The 18,765-nt window shown below is 57.5% G+C and carries 25 protein-coding genes; 22 read left to right on the top strand and 3 right to left on the bottom strand.

The genetic code is table 11. From position 1 onward, the window contains the following. Positions 1-4: 4 nt before the first annotated feature. The 22 genes from VB144_11425 (at position 5) to VB144_11320 (ending at position 16,115) form a co-directional block, all read left to right on the top strand. Positions 5-193, top strand: coding sequence for a hypothetical protein (locus VB144_11425; protein ID MEA4884242.1), 189 nt, complete (start codon positions 5-7; stop codon positions 191-193). Then, entirely contained in the window at positions 186-977 is a 792-nt protein-coding gene (locus tag VB144_11420) for a hypothetical protein (GenBank protein MEA4884241.1), read from the top strand. Before VB144_11425 ends, VB144_11420 begins: the two co-directional genes overlap by 8 nt. A 10-nt stretch (positions 978-987) precedes the next feature. Continuing rightward, entirely contained in the window at positions 988-2,469 is a 1,482-nt protein-coding gene (locus VB144_11415; protein ID MEA4884240.1) for a hypothetical protein, read from the top strand. Then, a complete protein-coding gene (locus VB144_11410) occupies positions 2,466-2,735 on the top strand; it encodes a hypothetical protein (protein MEA4884239.1) in 270 nt (89 codons plus the stop codon). The genes VB144_11415 and VB144_11410 overlap by 4 nt, the downstream gene beginning before the upstream one ends. A 10-nt stretch (positions 2,736-2,745) precedes the next feature. Beyond that, the gene (locus VB144_11405; GenBank protein MEA4884238.1) at positions 2,746-3,525 is read left to right on the top strand and encodes a hypothetical protein; all 780 of its coding nucleotides are present in this window, start codon (positions 2,746-2,748) and stop codon (positions 3,523-3,525) included. A 324-nt stretch (positions 3,526-3,849) separates the two neighbouring features. Next, positions 3,850-4,566 (top strand): hypothetical protein, encoded by a 717-nt coding sequence (locus tag VB144_11400; GenBank protein ID MEA4884237.1) that lies wholly within the window; start codon positions 3,850-3,852, stop codon positions 4,564-4,566. 13 nt (positions 4,567-4,579) lie between these two features. Next, positions 4,580-5,041: a hypothetical protein gene (locus VB144_11395; protein MEA4884236.1), complete on the top strand. Its 462-nt coding sequence runs from the start codon at positions 4,580-4,582 to the stop codon at positions 5,039-5,041. 13 nt (positions 5,042-5,054) lie between these two features. Beyond that, positions 5,055-5,300, top strand: coding sequence for a hypothetical protein (locus tag VB144_11390; protein ID MEA4884235.1), 246 nt, complete (start codon positions 5,055-5,057; stop codon positions 5,298-5,300). Between the two features lie 16 nt (positions 5,301-5,316). Beyond that, positions 5,317-5,913, top strand: coding sequence for a hypothetical protein (locus tag VB144_11385; protein ID MEA4884234.1), 597 nt, complete (start codon positions 5,317-5,319; stop codon positions 5,911-5,913). 15 nt (positions 5,914-5,928) lie between these two features. After that, positions 5,929-6,192: a hypothetical protein gene (locus tag VB144_11380; protein MEA4884233.1), complete on the top strand. Its 264-nt coding sequence runs from the start codon at positions 5,929-5,931 to the stop codon at positions 6,190-6,192. Between the two features lie 99 nt (positions 6,193-6,291). After that, a complete protein-coding gene (locus tag VB144_11375) occupies positions 6,292-7,077 on the top strand; it encodes a hypothetical protein (protein ID MEA4884232.1) in 786 nt (261 codons plus the stop codon). A 94-nt stretch (positions 7,078-7,171) separates the two neighbouring features. Further along, positions 7,172-7,606: a hypothetical protein gene (locus tag VB144_11370; protein MEA4884231.1), complete on the top strand. Its 435-nt coding sequence runs from the start codon at positions 7,172-7,174 to the stop codon at positions 7,604-7,606. A 308-nt stretch (positions 7,607-7,914) separates the two neighbouring features. Then, a complete protein-coding gene (locus tag VB144_11365) occupies positions 7,915-8,568 on the top strand; it encodes a hypothetical protein (protein MEA4884230.1) in 654 nt (217 codons plus the stop codon). Beyond that, positions 8,501-9,925 (top strand): DEAD/DEAH box helicase, encoded by a 1,425-nt coding sequence (locus VB144_11360; protein ID MEA4884229.1) that lies wholly within the window; start codon positions 8,501-8,503, stop codon positions 9,923-9,925. Before VB144_11365 ends, VB144_11360 begins: the two co-directional genes overlap by 68 nt. Further along, positions 9,885-10,394, top strand: a complete 510-nt coding sequence (locus VB144_11355) for a ParB/RepB/Spo0J family partition protein (protein MEA4884228.1) — start codon at positions 9,885-9,887, stop codon at positions 10,392-10,394. The genes VB144_11360 and VB144_11355 overlap by 41 nt, the downstream gene beginning before the upstream one ends. Continuing rightward, a complete protein-coding gene (locus VB144_11350; GenBank protein ID MEA4884227.1) occupies positions 10,391-11,044 on the top strand; it encodes a hypothetical protein in 654 nt (217 codons plus the stop codon). Before VB144_11355 ends, VB144_11350 begins: the two co-directional genes overlap by 4 nt. Then, positions 11,037-11,621, top strand: a complete 585-nt coding sequence (locus VB144_11345) for a hypothetical protein (protein ID MEA4884226.1) — start codon at positions 11,037-11,039, stop codon at positions 11,619-11,621. The genes VB144_11350 and VB144_11345 overlap by 8 nt, the downstream gene beginning before the upstream one ends. Before the next feature lie 4 nt (positions 11,622-11,625). After that, the gene (locus tag VB144_11340; GenBank protein MEA4884225.1) at positions 11,626-12,489 is read left to right on the top strand and encodes a hypothetical protein; all 864 of its coding nucleotides are present in this window, start codon (positions 11,626-11,628) and stop codon (positions 12,487-12,489) included. Next, positions 12,458-13,537 carry a phosphoadenosine phosphosulfate reductase family protein gene (locus VB144_11335; protein MEA4884224.1) on the top strand — a complete coding sequence of 360 codons (1,080 nt, stop codon included), beginning with the start codon at positions 12,458-12,460 and terminating at the stop codon, positions 13,535-13,537. Before VB144_11340 ends, VB144_11335 begins: the two co-directional genes overlap by 32 nt. Then, on the top strand, positions 13,534-14,073 hold the full coding sequence (locus tag VB144_11330) for a hypothetical protein (protein MEA4884223.1): 540 nt from the start codon (positions 13,534-13,536) through the stop codon (positions 14,071-14,073). Before VB144_11335 ends, VB144_11330 begins: the two co-directional genes overlap by 4 nt. A gap of 136 nt (positions 14,074-14,209) precedes the next feature. After that, positions 14,210-14,983, top strand: a complete 774-nt coding sequence (locus tag VB144_11325) for a ParA family protein (protein MEA4884222.1) — start codon at positions 14,210-14,212, stop codon at positions 14,981-14,983. Between the two features lie 142 nt (positions 14,984-15,125). After that, on the top strand, positions 15,126-16,115 hold the full coding sequence (locus tag VB144_11320; GenBank protein MEA4884221.1) for a helix-turn-helix domain-containing protein: 990 nt from the start codon (positions 15,126-15,128) through the stop codon (positions 16,113-16,115). Positions 16,116-16,601: 486 nt separating this feature from the next. On the opposite strand, the gene VB144_11315 is transcribed toward VB144_11320, so the two are convergent. The 3 genes from VB144_11315 to VB144_11305 are packed head-to-tail and all read right to left on the bottom strand — an operon-like array spanning position 16,602 to position 18,397. Then, the gene (locus tag VB144_11315) at positions 16,602-17,471 is read right to left on the bottom strand and encodes a hypothetical protein (protein ID MEA4884220.1); all 870 of its coding nucleotides are present in this window, start codon (positions 17,469-17,471) and stop codon (positions 16,602-16,604) included. 11 nt (positions 17,472-17,482) lie between these two features. Further along, the gene (locus tag VB144_11310; protein MEA4884219.1) at positions 17,483-17,944 is read right to left on the bottom strand and encodes an ImmA/IrrE family metallo-endopeptidase; all 462 of its coding nucleotides are present in this window, start codon (positions 17,942-17,944) and stop codon (positions 17,483-17,485) included. 60 nt (positions 17,945-18,004) lie between these two features. After that, on the bottom strand, positions 18,005-18,397 hold the full coding sequence (locus VB144_11305; GenBank protein ID MEA4884218.1) for a helix-turn-helix transcriptional regulator: 393 nt from the start codon (positions 18,395-18,397) through the stop codon (positions 18,005-18,007). Between the last annotated feature and the right edge of the window lie 368 nt (positions 18,398-18,765).

The raw sequence follows: 18,765 nt of genomic DNA, 5'->3' as shown, positions 1-18,765 counted from the left end.
CTGAATGGACTATCGCATATTGCATCCCGTTATCCCTGACCAGTCCACCGGCGATGGCGTCATGGCGCTCGACGCGCAACTCAGGGCCAAGGGCGCAGACGGGTGGGGGTATTCGTTTGGCGACGATACCCTCACCATCAGCGGCCCCGAGGGCATGGACTTGTCGCAGTTTGGAGTGGTGCTAGATGGCTAGGAGTCCTAACTGCACGGGTGCGCCGCTGTTCAAAGGTCGGGTGGATGTGAGCATCAGTTACCCTGACCCCGATGAAACGCCGCTCGAAACGCCTGTGGCACTGCCGACGAGCGAACCAGCTAGTCCACAAGTGAGTTTCACGCTGGCGACTAAGCACTTGCCTACGTGGAGTCCATACGAGTTGCCACATAGTAAGATGATGATGTTGTGCGCAGGCGGCAAGAACACGAGCGGAGGGACGCTGACCGTCTATTGGCGCGTGAAGATCAACGGGGCGAATCACAGCACGGGGTCAAACAGTTATGTATCAGCGTCGCAATACTGGACGCTGAACTCGCTGGACTTGCCCATCCCCGCGTCGGTCGGCGATACGGTGGACGCATATCTGTGGGCGTCGGGCGCAGGCGTCGATTGGCAATACAAGGCATTCGCCTGTATGCCAACGCGCATCGGCCCTTACGATATAGCACTCGCAGATGTTGTGGTTGCACATGACAACTATTATCCTGTGTTGACCAAGGGACCGAATCCCTACAGTAGCACTGCATACGGCTACATACAACCGATGAGCGCCACGAATAAGGACCTGTATTGCTTTCTGCTGTACGGCACTAACCTAATCCGCGTCGCAGCGCCCTATGCTACGTGGCGCTTGCTGCGGGCATGGTGGGGGGACCGTCAGGACTCAAATCAGATTAATACTAATTCCTCGGCCATGCCGCTTTACTACCGCAACTACCGCATCACCCGCATCGCCTACACCCCGCTAAACCTGCGCGTGTGAGGTGAGGTAGATGGGACACACGCATCTGGGAAGGTTCGCGAGCGGACGGCACGACGAGTACGGGCGACCGATAGCGGCAGGGCATGACGCGATGGGGTACCCGGCGAGGGTGTCCAGTCGCGTCATCAAGGAGCTGTCCGGTTCCTGCGAGGCAGCAGCCACCGCCACGGGTGCAGCCATGCGGCGCAGCCTCTCGGCGGGCACTGCCACGGGCGATGTTGTAGGTATATCTGCTCTCTCGCGGCAACGGCTCGCAGAGGGCATAGCAGCCATCGCGGCGGAGGGCGCAGGGGCGGCGACACGGCAACGCACAGTGAGCGGCACAGCGGTACTCGAGGCTACCGCCACAGGGCACGGCACAGCCGTGAGACTCGCGCAGGGCGCGATTACAGGGCAAGCGGATGGCGCAGGGGCCACCTCTCGCCACCGGGCGCTTGCGGGGCACACAGAAGCAGTTGTTGCATCGTCTGCAACGACTCGCAGGGCGCGGACAGTAAGCGGCGAGTGCTTGCCCACCATCGAGGCGGCAGGCGCGACCTATAGGGCCAGGGCGATGCAGGGCGACACGACGGCAACGAGCACGGCGGAGGGACTGCTTGCGGCAATACGGGCGCTCTCAGGCACAGGACAGGCTCAAGCCACGGGCGAGGGCTACACAGCGCGGCAGCGATCCCTCTCGGGCCATGCCGATGTAGCCTCTCTCGCAGCAGGCTACGTGACACGTCACGGGCTCGCAGGCGGCGAGAGCATAGGCGCTGCAGAGGCCACAGGGCTGCTCAGATTAGGCAAGGCCGTTATGGGCGAGTGTGAGGCCACCACAGACGCTTACGGGGCGCTTATCGCCATACGCGGGCTTGTGGGTAACTGCACGGCGGTACTCGAGGCAACGGGCATCCTCTCGCGCATCGCGGGACTGGATGGCGCTTGCATCATCACCACGGACGCGGCAGGCTCCATTACACGCATACGGTGGGCAGGGGGACAAGCCCACGCCGAGGCGGCGGCGAGTGGCCAGGCAGCGAGATACGGAGCGCTATCGGGCAATGCAGAGGCGCAGGCGATAGCAGATGGTGTGCTCTCGGCGCTGAGGATGCTGGCAGGAGCAAGCACGAGCACCGCGACGGGCTCGGGCGCTGCAACGAGATTGCGCAGGGTATCGGGCTATGCGGATGCACAGGCAACCGCAAGCGGCGCGGTGAGGAGATATAGACAGCTCGCAGGCGATGCGATGGCGCAAGCGGCAGTATATGGCACCATGATACGGCGCAGCCACGTCATGGGAGATGCACTGCCAACGGCAGATACTGAGGGATGGCTCACGCGGATATGCTTGCCGCAAGGCGAGTGTATAGCAGTAGCCACGGCGGATGGCCTTGTGGTCATGCGCTACGTTGGCGGCATTATAGGACGGCAAACGGTGCTTGTTGCGATGCGCCGTGACTTGCCTTTAGGCGTCGAGGGCCGCACGACCGAGCTGGAGGTGGTTGGATGAAGCAAGGCGATACGATTTGGATACGAGGAACATTCCACGGGCGGGATGGACAGCCATACGACCCGACCGACGTGGTATTGAGAATATACGATGGTAGCCGGAAACTGATTAAAGAGCTTACCCCGGCTCGCATTGATGTGGGGTGCTATGAGGCTCCGTATACCCTGCCCCTGGGCGACGGGGCGCTGACGTATGAGTTCTCCGGCGTGGATGCGGAGGGGCTAACTCAGCTCGACAGGGGCAACATTCAGCCTCCGTGGGTATAGGGTGAACTGTGTGGGTAAGCGCATAAACGTTGTACGCGTGGGGGCCGGCATCGACGATCTGAGAGTGTTGCTGCTTTCTGATCTGCATGTCGGCCACATGTGTTTCGACGAGAAACTGCTTGACTATTACCTGGGCTTGCTAGATTCCGATCCTAACATGCGGATGATCTTGCTGGGTGATCTACATGAAACGAAGATGCGAAAAAGTAAGGGCCTGCTTTCCGAGCAGGTCTTGCCTTTGCCGGAGCAGCGCAAGGTGTTGGTGCGGAAGCTCAAGCCGCATGCAAACCGCATAGATGGCGCCGTCCTTGGCAACCACGAGTATCGCTCACCCGACGAGGGCGGCGATGACCCTATGGATGTGCTTGCCGACTGCCTAGGTATCAGTGACAGATATTTCGGCCACTTCGGCTGCGTCGCCTACGCGTCGGACAAGCCCAGGCGCATCGCCTACACCATCTCCGTCAAGCATGGATCCTCCGGCGGCACGATGATAGGCTCGGGGCTCAATGCTGTCCACAAGCAGACCTGCAACATCGAGGCCGACATCTACGTGGAGGGCCACATTCACAAGGCGACATTTGCCGGACCCCTGCAGCGGTATGTGCCCGATCTGCACAACATCGACCTTCCGCCAAGATTGTACTGGGAGGTCACAAACGGCTCTCTGCTTAACTCGGAGCGGAGCTACGCCGAGATGAAGGGCTACCCCCTTACCGCCCCTTGTCAGTCGATTCTGACCATTTCGATGTGCAAAGGTAACCGCAATGTGTCAGTTACCACAAGATAAGCCCCGTTACGCCTGTAACGGGGCTCCCTTCCCCTTCTGATCCCTCAATGGCCCCCTAGACCCCCTACACGCCTCCACACCGATTCCCCCATCTCGACATACCACCCAATGCCTAAAAGCCGCGTCACGGGGCGCACAGCGTGTCATTTTCCGCCAAACGGTTGTTCGGTATGGGCTAACCTGTTCAGATAATCCCCAAACAATGAATTCCGTTGCGCCTTCTCGAAATTTCTCGGAAATATGTTGCCAAAAGGGCTTTACAATATTACAATGCCTTGCTATACTGTAATCACAGGGGGACAACATAGCAAGGAGGGCGCTGACATGACCATCCAGGCGAGATACCCCGGCAAATGCGCCAAGTGTGGCCAGGCCATACAGCCCGGCGACGCAATCAACTGGGATAAAACGACCAGGCGCACAGAGCACGTTACGTGCCCGAAACATGTCGAGGTGCCGCAGGCAACCAAAACCTATACACTCTACGCCGGCAGCGGCGACGGCCACCGTGGCTGGCAGCGCGGGCAGATCATGCGGGCGGGAGACAGCTACCGTGATCGAGGATATCCCGAGTGGTTGTGTGTGCTGGATGCAAGCTCTAAATACTACCGCTACGATGGCATGAGCTTCGGGGTCGGCGACGAGAGCGGGTACGCATACACCGCTACATGCCGCGAGGCAACGCCCGATGAGGCGGCTCCCTACATCGCCAAGCGCGAGGCCGCGCTCAAGGTCAAGGCAGCCAAGGCCCGGCTGGAGGAGATCAAACGCGACATCCAGCAGCGCGGCGAGCGGCCTGAGGCCAACGACAACAACGCCCGAGGCGAGAGGATATTTGACACTCAGACCATTTATGGTGGCGGCGACTGGTTTGTGCTCAATGACTCAGAGATCTGGTATGTCCGCAACAACGGCAGGGATGGCGACTGCTGGAGCACAAACAATGTCACCACCGGCGGGGCCGGCGCAATCGGTCGGAGGATACCTCGCGATGAGGCGCTGGTTGCCGAGTTACGCGAGCTGGCCGCGATAGTCAAGTAAGGAGGGTGCTGGCGTGCAATACGAGATCACCCATACGTGCGGACACGTCTCGGACATCGAGTTGTTCGGCCCGCGCACGGAGCGTGAGCGGAAGGTTGAGTGGCTGCAGAGCCAGCCGTGCAGGCAGTGCAAACTCACCGATGAGGGCGCGAGAGCGGCCAAGGCCAATGCAGCAGATGATCTCCCGGCGCTCGTGGGATCGCCTAAACAGATCGCGTGGGCGGAGCAGATCCGGCGCAAGGCGCTGGATAACGCGGCCAAGGTGCGCAAGATCGACCCTGCGGCGCTGGCCGCGGCGACCAAGCCCGAGACAATCGCGCTGGGCACGGAGTATGTCGGGGTATACGAGGCGACCATGGGCAAGCTCCGCACCGAGACTAGCTCCAAGTGGTGGATCGACCACCGCGACACCGTGGACACGATGCTCTACAACGCCTGCGACGACGTGCTGCGCAAACACAAGGCTTACAAGTAAGGAGGGGATTGTAATGGCAGCAACTCCCGAGCGAGTGCAGAAGGTAATGGCTAACATCCAGCTCATAGTTAACTTGTATTGGCGCTGGCTGGATGAGCGTGAGCATGAGGACATCAACGAGTATGGCAAGGTTATTGCGAGCAAGCTGGGTTTTCCCGTGCAGATGACCAAGAGGCCATTCGGATTCAAGTTTGATAACTATCAGGCCAAGGTGACCGGCGGCAACAACGCCAAGCTGCAGGTTTGCAGGATCGCATAGGAGGGGACCACACACAATGATGACCATCAAAGACGAGCTGCTAGCGGCGGGCTATCAGGTGGCCCTGATTGTGACCAACACGCCGGATACCAGCGATGTTCCGCTTGTGGACCTGGCGGTCCCGGATGGCGCAATCGCCGACCAGGTGCCGGAGACAGATGACGAGCTAGGATGCACAGGGGTGCTCGACCTGGGCGTTCCCGGCGGTGAGCGGCCGCTGATCATGACCATGGAGATGTATCGGCGGTGGTGTGACGAGCTATACCACGACCCCGAGGGCATGTATCGCGCGATGGAGGCGGCCATCGCGGCCAAGACAGTCAAGGAGCGATTGCTAGCAGCAGGGTATCGGGTGTTGTGCTCCTACTACCCGCCCGAGTGCGCGGGCGGCGGCGAGCCGCTACCTCTCGCTGAGGTGGATATACCGGAGGGCACGTTGGTTACGCTCGCGCCGGATGAGTATTATGGCGGCCTGCTACTGCTAATACCGGGCTGGGATCCGGAGGAGGCGCCGGTGGCCATGAGATTGGGCACGTATCGCCTGTATTGCGATGCGACATGCGACGATCCCGAGGATGAGTATCAGTGGATGGTGGAGATCCTGGCTGACTAGAGAGGAGGGTTGGACATGCCCAAGCGTGAGTATAAGCGGGACTACTCCGAGCGCTACATACTCTCCACACCCCAGGCCAGGCGCGAGTTTGAGGGGCGCGACGAGTGCGGCAACGTCTATGGGGTAGCGCGCGACTACTGCCCCGCGTGCGGCGCGCCGGCGACCGACGGCCGCGGCAACGAGGTGGGGGCCAAGAGCCTGGCCGATATCCAGCACTGGGAGGCGAGGCTCTGCCTGCTGGAGTGCAGGTGTGGGACGCGGTATCACTGCTACGGTTAGCGCAGGGCTCTTGCCCTGCCTCCGCTCCAGGCGAGTCCTGGGGCGCAGGGAGTGCAAGGCCACAATAACGCCGGCTCAGCCGGCAAGAGGAGGATCACCATGGATCTATCTAAGCGAGATCTCGCCCAAGCCATGGCCGCTGTCCGTAAGGCCCTGGCTTGTCCCGAAGCTGACGATGAGGCAGCCCGTTGGCTGCCGGGAAGGTGTCGCATAGCGGTGGTATCTCCGCTGCTAGACGGCACGTGGAGTAATATGGATGTGGATGTGGTCGACGATCAGCCCGTAATTGGACTAGCGCCTGGGCTCTACGGCGAGCCCAAGGACATCAGTCTCGCGCGGCGGTATTATCGCGATGGATCTACGCTAGCATATGCCAATGTGTGGGTGAGTCCTACTGGAGAGCTGCGCGCTGCGGTCGCGGACTGCCGGGGCGCCCGGCAGCATCGCGAGTATACGGGAGAGGGCGCATATGAGGTATTGGTCGCGCTGGTGCGCGACGATATCCGTAGCTTGGTCGAGTTGGCACAACCCACCCCGCCGCCTTACAAGTCGATATCTATCACGCCGGCAGCACTGCCGGCGAACACCGACGAGGGATTTCAGGCCACGGCGCGCGGCAATGGGGACGTATTGGAGATCACGGCGGAGCGCGTCTGCCGCGACTCCGAGCTAAAGAGAGCGCCGGGTTGGCGCGGGTATATGGTGTCGCCTCGTGTGTATGGCCCCTTTTCCCCGCCGTATCTGGCGGAGCTAATAGCCAAGAGGTGCGGGTGGGATTGCATCGATCCGCCGTTCGGCCGGCACGGAGTTGCGCCCCTGGCTGTAGCCGAGCAGTGGCTACTGCAGCACCCCGAGAGGGTACTGGACCTCTTCGGGGCCCGATAAGTGGATTTTCGCCCCTCGATAACCTGTCATTCGTACACGATTGTATTGCACGGGGGACCAGCATGAGCCGGGCCCCCGGAGGAGGAGAACAGAATTGATTAGACTTGCAAACCTCACAATGCACGATCAGACCGAGTATCTGGAGGCCTATCGGGGCCTCGGCTACGAGGTCAACCCCAAACCACTCCTCCGCGAGGTCAGCGGGGCGGAGGACGCCAAAGCCGCGGCGTGCGAGGCGCTTAAAGCCGCTGAGGCGCAGGGAGCCTCCGGCATACTCCTCGGTGGCCGCACGGACATGTGCATCTATGCCGCGGTCCTCGCGACCATCGGCGGGTTCCGGGTGTTTGTCGCGGAGACCGAGCGCGTCCGCGACGAGAACGACAGATTCGTGTTCCGGCTGGTCGGCGTGACCCCGGTGGAGTTGTTCGCGATACTGGAGAGGGACGACCGATATCTCGGAGTGGGCGTACGAGGCGTGAAGGACGCGCCCGGTCGGTCGGGGCGAGTCGTCGGGACGATCCCCATCTAATGGCCGGGGCGTGGGCTCTTCCGGAGGCGGAGGGGTCGGCGCCTCTCGCGCATGTACGCATTTGGGACGACCCGCCCAAACCCTGGTGAGTAGATCCGTGATTCTCGGACCCAGCCGGTAGCAGTAAATTGAAGGGATGTTGCGAATGGCAGAGCAGCAGGGGACACAAGCGCCAAAGGAACAGCAACAGTTTTGCCTGATGTTGCCCATGGATCAGTGGAGATGGCTACGCGCCCAGGCCTTCCGGCGCGAGTGTAGCATGGCTGATATTGTACGGGAAATGATCGACCAAGCGAGGAGTGAGGATGATGGTCAAGGTCGAGACTCGTAACGGCATGCTGGCCGTTACCTGCCCCTACTCGCAGGCGTTTTTGTCGTTCGCGAAAATGCGCAACGGGAAGTGGAGCGACAGCCTGCAGCAGCGGTTATTCGACCCGCGTGATGAGTTTGCAGTTAGAAGCACGTTGGTGGACATCTATGGCACGGACGATTACGAGAGCTGCGCCAAAACCGCCGTGCGCGTGGATCTTGACAAACTCAGCAACGACCTGGTGTATGTAGAGCATCTATTCCTGCTGGGGCGTGAGCTGGCCCAGCGCAAATTCCCCGACCGATACGTTGATCTGGGCACCGATGTGGTGGCCATCAGCGGCGGGTTCCCGCACAAAAGTCGCCGCGGTGTTGACCCGCTGGAAGGTACGGTACTCGAGGTTCGCGGTGTGCCCATCATGGCAGCTGAAAAGGCATTGCAGGACTATCCCGCAGCCATCACCGTCCTAGGCGAGTATGACATAACTGCACTCCAGGAGGAGCGGGACTACCACGCCAAGCGCCTGGCTGAGCTGGACGGGCTGATCGCTCGTTACAGCGGGATATTTAGAGAGGATGACATCATTGCTGACCTGCAAGACGACGATGATGAGGCATCAGCAAACAGCAGTGAACAAGCTGTCGAGGGTTAAGGTCGGGGCGCTTTATTGCGACATGGGAACTGGCAAAACCCTCACTGCGCTGGAGCTTGCTGTGAAGCGTCTCAATGCCGGCAAAGTGGATTGCATCCTGTGGTGCTGCCCTGTGTCGGTGCGACAGACCATTGCCGATGAGGTAGACAAGCACGTCACAGGCGCTACGTGGGAGATAGTGCAGCCCAGGGCCATACGCAATCCTCACGCGCACATCTACATAGCCGGCATCGAGGGATTATCATCATCTATCTCTCTCAATGCCCGGCTGATGGAACTGGTGGAGGCCAAACGGTGCTTCCTGGTGTGTGATGAGTCGAGTTTAATCAAAAACCACATGGCCAATCGCACACTGGCCCTGTGGCGGCTCGCAGAGAGGTGCCAGTATAAGTTGATCCTGAACGGCACTCCTCTCAGCAATAACGAGCAGGATCTATACTCGCAGTGGTATTTCCTCGACCCGAGGATACTGGGTTATAACAGCTATTACAGCTTTGCGGCGAACCATCTGGAGTTCGACCCGGATTATCCCCAGCGAGTAGTCGCGGCGCACGACGTGGAGCTGCTGACCCGCAAGATTCAGCCGTACACGTATCAGGTGCGGAAACACGAATGCCTGGATCTGCCGCCGAAGTCATACGGTTCCCGATATTGTTACATGGGCATGGAGCAAAGGGCACTCTACGAGGTGACGCGCGACAGGATGCTTGCGGAGATGGAGTATGAAAACCCCAAGCCGCACACTATCTACCGGCTGTTTACTGCCTTGCAGCGCATCATGTCGGGAGTGTGGCTCGACCGCAAGACTCTATTCCCAGACCCGATGGATAACCCTCGAGTACGGGTGCTACTTGACACCATCGAGGAGCTGCCGCGGGACTCCAAATGTATCTTGTGGTGCAAATACACGCACGAGATAGAGACGTTACAACGGATCCTGGAGTCGCGCGGTGGGGTGGCCGTATTACATGGCGGGATACAGCCCAAACACCGGGACCAGGAGTTACGGCGGTTTCGGGAGAATGCTCGATTCCTCGTGGCGAACAAGAGGGTAGGGGCATTCGGACTGAACTTGCAGCACTGCAACTACGCGATCTACTATAGCAATGACTTCAGTTGGGAGACTCGCTCGCAATCGGAGGATCGGATCCATAGAGCAGGCCAAACTCGCAACTGCCATATTCTCGATATCGTCTGCAGCGATAGCATAGACGAGCAGATACACCGATGTTTACGGCGCAAGGAGAACCTGGTGGATGCATTCCGCAAGCAGATCGACCGCACCAAAGATAAAATGGAGCTAGGGAGGTGGATAGATGGTGCCAAAGACGATAACATTTCCGTGCTTGCAAGTTAGGCTGGTGCCGACCAGCAAAGTGGTGGCAAACGAGTACAATCCAAATCGCGTCGCCAAACCGGAGCTCGATCTGCTAGCAGACTCCATAGAGGCCGATGGAGTGACCATGCCGATTGTTGTTTATCACGATAAGGAGGCCGATCAGTATATAGTCGTGGACGGATTCCACCGCTATCTGCTCCTCCGCGACCGATACCAGTGCCCGGAGATTCCGGTAACGGTGATCGACAAGCCTTTGGATGAGCGCATGGCCAGCACCATACGCCACAACAGGGCCCGCGGAAAGCACCAGGTGGATCTCATGGGCGAGCTGGTAAAGGCATTGGTTGCGCAGGGCTGGCGCGAGGATGACATAGCCAAGCACCTGGGGATGACCTACGAGGAGGTTCTGCGGCTCAAACAGGTTGTGGGCATCGCCAAGGCTATCAAATACAAGGACTACGGCAAAGCATGGGAGGCGGTAGAGTGACCAGGTGGAGTTACGGCGACTCGTGGGAGAGGCACCCCATTGAGCCCGGTGAACTGTGGACCGAGCTGGATACGCTGTCTTATGTCATGGTGCATGATTTGTTCGATGGCCTGCCGGACCACATGCGACAAGCGGATCTTATCTACTGCGACCCGCCGTGGAATACCGGCAATATCAACAGCTTCTACACGAAAGCCGGGATCCCGCAAACGCGCGAGTTTGCAGATTTCGCGGATGCGCTTTTCGATGCTATTTCGATCATTCGACCTCAGGTCTGCTATCTGGAGATTGGGAAACAGAACCTAGCCCTGTTTGAAGCCCGGCTTGCAGAACTGTATCCCTACACGCAAACATGGCCAGTGACCTACTACAAGCGTAACCGCTCGTATCTGGTACGCGGGAGCCTATGGGGGCATACGGGCGTAGACTTCACAGACATGGATGACATGAACACACCCCGAGCCGCTATAATGAGCGAACCATTTGAGTGCGTTGGCGATCTGTGTATGGGCCGCGGGCTTACTGGTATTACGGCTTATCGGCTAGGTAAACGATTCGTGGGCACTGAACTCAACCCGCGCCGGCTGGCCGTGCTGATTGACGAGGTGGCCAAGCTCGGCGGCGAATGGGAGGCGGTTAAGAGTGCGTGAGGTGTATCACTCTGCATTGCATGATGAGCTGCCTGTAGAGGACCAGCTCGACGAATATGAGGCCCCGCAGGGGTTGGTATTCCAATGCGATCTGACGCATGGGATCCACCCGCGATTTCGGCGCGCAGATGCGATCTACTCCGAGCCAGCGTGGAAGGATGGATACGCCAAGTTCGCGCAACGCGCCGGAGTGTCGACCGATCCGAGCTATGCGGGATATCTGCGATATCTGAATGCAATAGACTCTATCATCCACGAGCTCGGAGTGCCCGCATACGTGGTGCTAGGCAAACACATGCTCAAATGGGTGCATCCCGAGCGCACTCAGCCCGTGATGCTGCATGGCTACGAGGCGCTGTTGGGCATCTGGTTCGACGATAGAGAGATACCTGGCTGTAGTAACGATGATGTGCTGGCGTGGGTAGCAAGCCAATACGATTGTGTGCTCGATTTCTCCTGCGGGTATGGGAACCTGGCGCGAGCCATGGCCGAGAAGGAAAAGAGGTTTATCTGCAGCGATCTCAACCCCAAGTGCGTCTACTACGTGGCCCGAGAAATTATGGGCTACCGGGGGTGATCCCGTGGAAGGCAAGGTCTATCTGACAAAAGAATCCGCGGTGCCTATTGCGGAGCGGATACTGCAGACCAGGGGTCCGGCAAAATGCCTAATCATCTATCACCAGCGGAGCAGGGTGTGCGACAACACTCTGCTCTGGCTGGCCGGCACAGGGGCCCGGCTCGTGGAGTTCGCGGATTACGGCAAGGATGCTCAGGCTGCGCTGATAGATGATGACCAGGCCACAATGATAGTTGTCGGGTTGTCGGACATGATTCGCCCCTCCAACAGGTGCGATATTCGGTTCGAGTACATGTATAACTTCGCCAAACCGGGAGCGAAATACATCATCGACCATGTGCCATTCTTGCAAGAGAAGTGGCGCGTGTGGTATCCGTATGGAGTCATTGACCCGGCGATACTATTGTATCCGCACAGTTACGCCATCGAGTCCGCATATCGCAACTACGAGGATGGGTTAACGGAGGATGACCCGCTCGATATCGGCTGGATCATCGACCGGGTGAAGGCGTGGACAGAGATCGACTATGAGCGATACTTCGACTTTGGCATAGAATTCGAGGTGCATCAAACTACAGCCGACCAGCGTAAGGGGTATGCAGAGCTGAAGGACAAGCTGTTCGAGGAATGCACGACAATCAAGCCGATAATCACAGGACTGGCCAAGTTCGCGCAAAGCATATGCCCGGAGCGTAGCATCGTTGCCGACATGCGCAAACTCTACAAGCTCACGGGCGACACGACATATCACATGACCGACCTGAATGTAGACTGGTATCTTCGGGGCGAGATCGAGCGAGTTGTGACCGACACCAACAGGTTGACGGAGGGATTGCATGAAGCGGTATCTCACAACAAACGTCCTTGACGCAGCTAGGGAGCGGTATGCTTTCATCTTTGACCGCTTCGACAGCATCTATGTATCCGTGTCGGGCGGCAAGGATTCGACGGTTCTCTATCGCCTGGCGATCGAAGAGGCGGTGAAACGCAACCGCAAGATCAATCTATTCTTCCTCGACCAGGAGATGGAGTATGGCTCGACGATCCGGCTCATGCGCGGCATGATGGAGCATCCCAACGTGATCCCGCTGTGGTATCAGGTGCCGATCCGCATGACCAATGCCACAAGCTACACGGAGGAACTTCTGTATGCGTGGGGGCCCGGCGAGGAGTGGATGCGTGAGAAGGAGCTCGATAGCATCCACGAGATAGCAGGCGAGTATCCGCAGAGGTTTTACCCGTTCTTTGAGTGGTTCGAGCGGCAGGCGCCAGAGGGCAGTGCATTCCTCGTAGGGCTACGGGCAGACGAGAGTCTGAATAGATTCAGGGCTGTGACCAAGAACCCGGGCTACGAGGATGTCAAATGGAGCACCAAGAGCAGCAACCCGGAATCGTTTAAGTTTTACCCGCTGTACGACTGGGGCCACGGCGACATCTGGAAATACATTGACGACCACGGTGTGCCATACAACGAGATCTACGACAAGATGTTCAGCAAGAATCACTCAATCTACAGCACAATGCGGGTATCGAATCTCATCCACGAGAAATCGTTCAATTGCCTGACAGAGCTGCAGGAGCTGGAGCCAGATACCTATGAACGCATTATCAAGCGCCTGGGCAGCACTCACTGCGCGGCGCTGTATGCGAGGGATGCTATGGTGTATAACACAGACCAGTTACCCGACGCATTCCCGACATGGCGCGAGTATCGAGACTACCTGCTGGAGTCGTCGCCTATCGCGCCCGAGCGGAAGGGGCGTTTCCAGAAACGCTTCGAGGGCCAGGAACAGGATGAATACACGTATCGGCAGCAGTGCCGACAGATCTTGATCAACGATTGGGAAAACAATATCGGCGTGAGCAAAAAGCCCGACATAAAAGATAGGCTGGAGAAATGGAGAGCAATACTATGACTGAGTATATGGCTATGAGCGTCGGCCAGCGCCTGGACTATCGCAATGTTGACCAGGTGGTCCGGGGCCGCGATATGATGCTGCTGGATTGGGATCAGTCGGGTTTCATCCTGATCATCGCCATGACCGACATGGCAGACCAAGAGAGCGAGATCATACGCCACAACAAAATGCTTGTCTCCGCTTTCACAGACCATAAAAACGTGCTCCCCCTGTGGCGGTTTGCGGATAGCGAGATTTACGGCGAGACGCCATTTGATCCCACAATGTACCGTCCATACGTCCCGGGCTCACGTGAGGCGATCCTGCGCACCCATATAGTCACTATGGTTGGCGTCGATTCCAACACCATGATAATCCGGGCGCTTCGCGCAGTGAGCCTCCCTGCGTACTTCAACCGTGCGATTCAAGAGGCGTGGCAGGATGCGTGGGATAATCCGTTCTACAGCCAGCAATATGCGCAGTGGGTAGACGCCATGAAGGTTTGCTACACGCTCCAGGAGATGTTCGACCGTGCCGAGCACATGGGGAGCTAGGGCAATGTATTATGGAACGCACGCGATACCACCACCCCGGCATTGCCGGGGTTTTCTCTTGTGCGGCAGGAATTCCGCCTCGCGTACCTAATAAATCCTGAGATTAGGATGAGTAATTCGGGCGGGAGGCGTTGCTGTGTCCAAGATAATCAGCATCACAAACCACAAAGGCGGTGTAGGCAAAACCACAACCGTCCTCACGCTAGGCCATGCGCTGGCATTGCTGGAGAAGCGAGTCCTGCTGATCGACTTCGACCCACAGATGAACCTATCGCAGACACTCGAAAAAGCGAACTGGGACAAGACCAACAACCTGCATTATGCGCTGCGCGACCGCAAGATCCCCCTCTCTACGCTCATCGAGTCCACCAGGATTCCAGGCGTCGATCTGGTTCCGTCGAGCGAGTTTCTACGGGCCGCGGACGTGGAGTATTTCCGCAAATACGATAGCGCACTTCTGCTCAATAAAGCACTGACGCAGGCCATCCGGGAGGACTACGACTGCATTCTGGTGGATTGTCCGCCAGCATTGAACATCCTCACCATCAACGCTCTGGCGGCATCAGATCATGTCATAATCCCGATAACGCCGGGGATGTATAGCCTCTTTGGTATCGAGATGCTTACAGACGAGATAGACGAGATTCGCAACGGTCTAAATTCCCGGCTCGCTGTTCTCGGAGTGCTTATCACTAATTTCGACCGCCGCGTGAGAGTGCAGCGGGACGTGGCAGAGCAGATCCGGGCCACCTTCGGTGGGCAGGTGTTCGACGCCGAAATAGGGGTCAACGCACCAATACAAGCCGCGCAGAGCCAATGCCGCACCATCTACGAGTATGCCCGGACAGAGAGAGGAGCCGATGACTACACCGCCCTGGCCGAGGAGGTCATACGTCGTGCCCAAATATGACTCATCTAAGACCTTCTCCATAGCGGCACGAGCAGCTGCAAAGTTGAGGGCCGCAGAGTCCCCCCCAGCAGATGACCAGCATGATAGTGTAGTCACTATGGGTATACCTGCCATGAGTATACCTATGACGAGTATACTCGCCATGACTACACCTAGCGCACCAGTGGAACCGCCGCCAGATAGATTTGTGCGCGCGGCTAACTGGCTATGGGACGTTCTGCCCTCGGCGGTGGGTCCAACTGAGTGGGTTGTATACGCGCATCTCTACAGGCTGACTGTAGGGTTCAACCGTAGTGAGTGCGTTGTGGGCTATGGGGCGATGGCTGAGCGCACCAAGTTAAGCAAGGCCACAGTGATACGCCACATAGCCAAACTGCGTGAGCTCGGGTTGCTCACCACCGGGGAGACAACACAAGCTGGCACATTGATTACTTTGTTTGCCCCGGTCAGTGTAGTCACCATGAGTATACCCAAGTCAAGTATACCTGCCACGCGTATACCTACTATGAGTATACCCGCAGAGGATACACCCGGTGTGGTCGCCATGAGTATACTCGCTACGACTACACCCAAAACAGGCCAGCATAAGCCAGGTGTAGCCACCACGAGTATACCCACCATGAGCACCAACAAAGACAAGGGTACTATGAAAGACAACTACAAACAGGTCGTTGCTGTCCTCTCCGAGGCGGGTTACGGAGTTACCGTCGATACCCTCGAATCTCTTGCAAGCGATGGAGCTGACGTAAGCCTGTCACGAGTCCGTAAGTGCATCGCTTATATCAAGAGCAAACACAATATCAGAGACAAGAATGGCACACTCATTGCAGCTCTCACAAAAGGCTGGGAAGTAGGAGAGGCTGCGGAAAAAGCCGCAGCCTCAACAGAAGCAGCACAACAGCAACAGGAGGTCGCCGCGCGGGAGGAGCAAGACAAAGTTATGTGGCTTGCCCAGGAGAAGGAGAGACTCGGAGCAGAGGGACTGGAGAGGCTGCGGCAGGAAGTGACAGCCCGTGCAGAGCAGGAGGGTGACTACGTGCTCAAGCGTGCTAAGTCTCAGCAGGCGAGGAAGGACCACATCAACGGGTTGGTGGACGCGGCGCTATTGGCTCGACGAGATACCCGCGCTTGATCCGGCGCTCACAATGGCGAGTATACTCCTGGAGCGCCTCGCCGCGGGTGGTGTAGAAGTCAATCTTCTCTCGTCCAACGGCGCCTATCCGGCCCCAGCGGCGCACAACTGCAGGACCGAACAAGGTCTGCTCGACCGACAGGGCATACCACTTGCGGTGTGGCGGTGTCGTGTTAGTGTATCGCGCCTCCATAGGCTCACCTCGCCGCTGGCAATTGGGCCATGGGGTTGTCTGTTTTGGGGCCTTCGCCATATCCATTTATGCACGTTTCGCGCCTGTATATTGCATGCCCATACAACAAATATACATCTGCAGTGCATGGCGCTCCACAGGGATATGCGCATAGTGCCGTGAGCAGGGATGACACAGGGTAACGTCGCATAATAGTCATTATGTTAACTTGGGACTATCTTACATATCCACACCCAAAACGGCAGAGCAAAGCCCGGCGCGAAGGCCGGGCATGATGGCAACTAGAACCTCACTCATTTAATCACAACCGCAAGTATGGCAGGCAATTCCATTGATTTCCCCAATATCGTGCATGATACGATGATCCCCGCACTGATACCCGCCACCGTCACAGCATCGTCCTCTAGTAATCGTGTAGGATTCATTCCGAATATCATTATAACGAATATACGACGACCATCATAAGTTTTCACTACATAATGCGCGTCATTGAGTTTCTGGTCTACTGTACCGTTCACGATAACGGCCTGCCCCAGATATCGCTCTGGGTACCGTTGCAAAGACTCTGCGGAGACACGAGCTGGCTTGGATGTGCGCTCCAATATGCTTGAGTTCCATTTATCAGGGCTGATGCCGCATGTTAGACGCGACGCCTCCTCTGCAAAACGGAATCCTATCGCGTTTGCGCCATGGTCGCTAGTGTATGCGACGGCGATCCACTTGTCTGCCAGTTCTGTAGGACCATACCACGGGTCACCCGAGGTCGCGCCTGTCAGCTGTCCACTCCAACTAATATATCCGCTGTAATATATCCAAGCATTGAGGTCTTCGCTGGTGAATGCAGGATGGCAAGCATACAAGAATGCAACCATCAAATCATTGGCTTTGGGCGGTTGCGCGGAGAATCGACGCGGGAAGATGCCCTGGACAATCTTGACAGCATCATCCTCAACTATCGCTTGTATCTGAACTGGCATGCCACGCGCCGTCAGAGTGTATAACGATTGCGACTCAGAATGGGTGACGGTCTCGTCCATCTCTACCCCGGAGCGAGGGAACAGACCCCGTAGCTGTGTGATGGTGGGAAGCGCCGCGCTTGTCGTCGCAGGGAATATTAGTGTGAACATTGCAGCGATAGCCAGCCAGAATATACTACGTCTCACCCTAACCCCTCCTATCGCAAGCCCAACTCGCGGAACCTGAACTCAAGTGCCTGCTTAGACACCCCAAGCGCTGTGGCAACGGCATCAGCCGGCACGCCACGCCCTCGCAGATCACGCACTGCATCAGCCTCCATCAGCAGGCACGCCGCGAAATGATCGGCATCGCGCTCGTGACCTCGTGGCGCTCCTCGCTTTAGCATAAGCGCCGCGCTGGGCGACGGCATGTCCACCATGTAGTGCCACAACTCGTGAGCCAGCGTGAAGCGTCTACGCGCCCATGAGTGCCGGGAGTTTACAATGATCACTGGACTAGCATCAACCCAGTGTAGTAGGCCGCACAACTCCACATCGGCAAATGGCCATTGCAAAACCTGAATGCCTGCCTGACGGGCTATGGATGCGATGTCTACCGGTGGACCAATACATTGAGAGTAAGTGTGGCGAACTAGATCGGCTAATTGTTCAGGCGACATCATCAGCCCTCCTACGATGATGATCGGCCCGAGGCGATGTGTAGCGCGAAAAGGCTGCGGCTATTGAGGCGTGGGGCCTGGCTTATCTGTTCGTTTGTTCAATGCTATCTTCCTGCGAACTTCATATTCGGCCCATTTGAGCGCCTGGAGGACATCTTCTTCGGCATCAGGAGCCAGACCGGTAATGCGCGTGATGCGGGTCGCGATGCCTGGTCCAATGCCGTCAGATATATGTTCATTCCTGCAGTTGGTTTTGCCTAATAGGTAATCGGTAGAGCATCCATATAAGTCAGCTGCACGTCTAATAAAATCGGCTTGAGGTTCAGTTCGACCGCTCTCATAGTTGGCGATCACATAATTCTTGGTCCCCAGCCGTTCAGCAGCCTGGATCTGTGTTAGCTCAGCGCGCTCTCGTTCCCAGCGCAGTCGCTCGCCCAGGATGCTTGCAGCCATTCGTTTCACCCCCATACCCAGCATAGCTCATTTAGTGCCTCACACAAATATATTTTGTCCGTTAGGCGATTTTGCTATTGCATTTGTACTACAGACTAACTACAATAAGATCAGGAGGTGATTACATGGGCGCATACGGACAGCGGATACGCTCTTTGAGGCGCGAGCGAAATTTCACGCAGTTGCGCATTGCAGCAATAACTGGAATGCCCAACTATACCCTGAGTCTTATTGAACACGATAAACGGATGCCAACTGCGGTCGAGATCGACAAACTAGCCCGCGCACTAGGGGTAACGCCTAACGACATACTTTGGCCCATTGACTCTAGCATACCGGCCTAGCACTATTGCGCACAGCGTGCGAGG

Source organism: Clostridia bacterium (assembly GCA_034926675.1).
GTDB lineage: Bacteria > Bacillota > DTU025 > DTU025 > DTU025 > JAYFQW01.
This window is presented reverse-complemented; position numbering and strand designations above follow the sequence as displayed.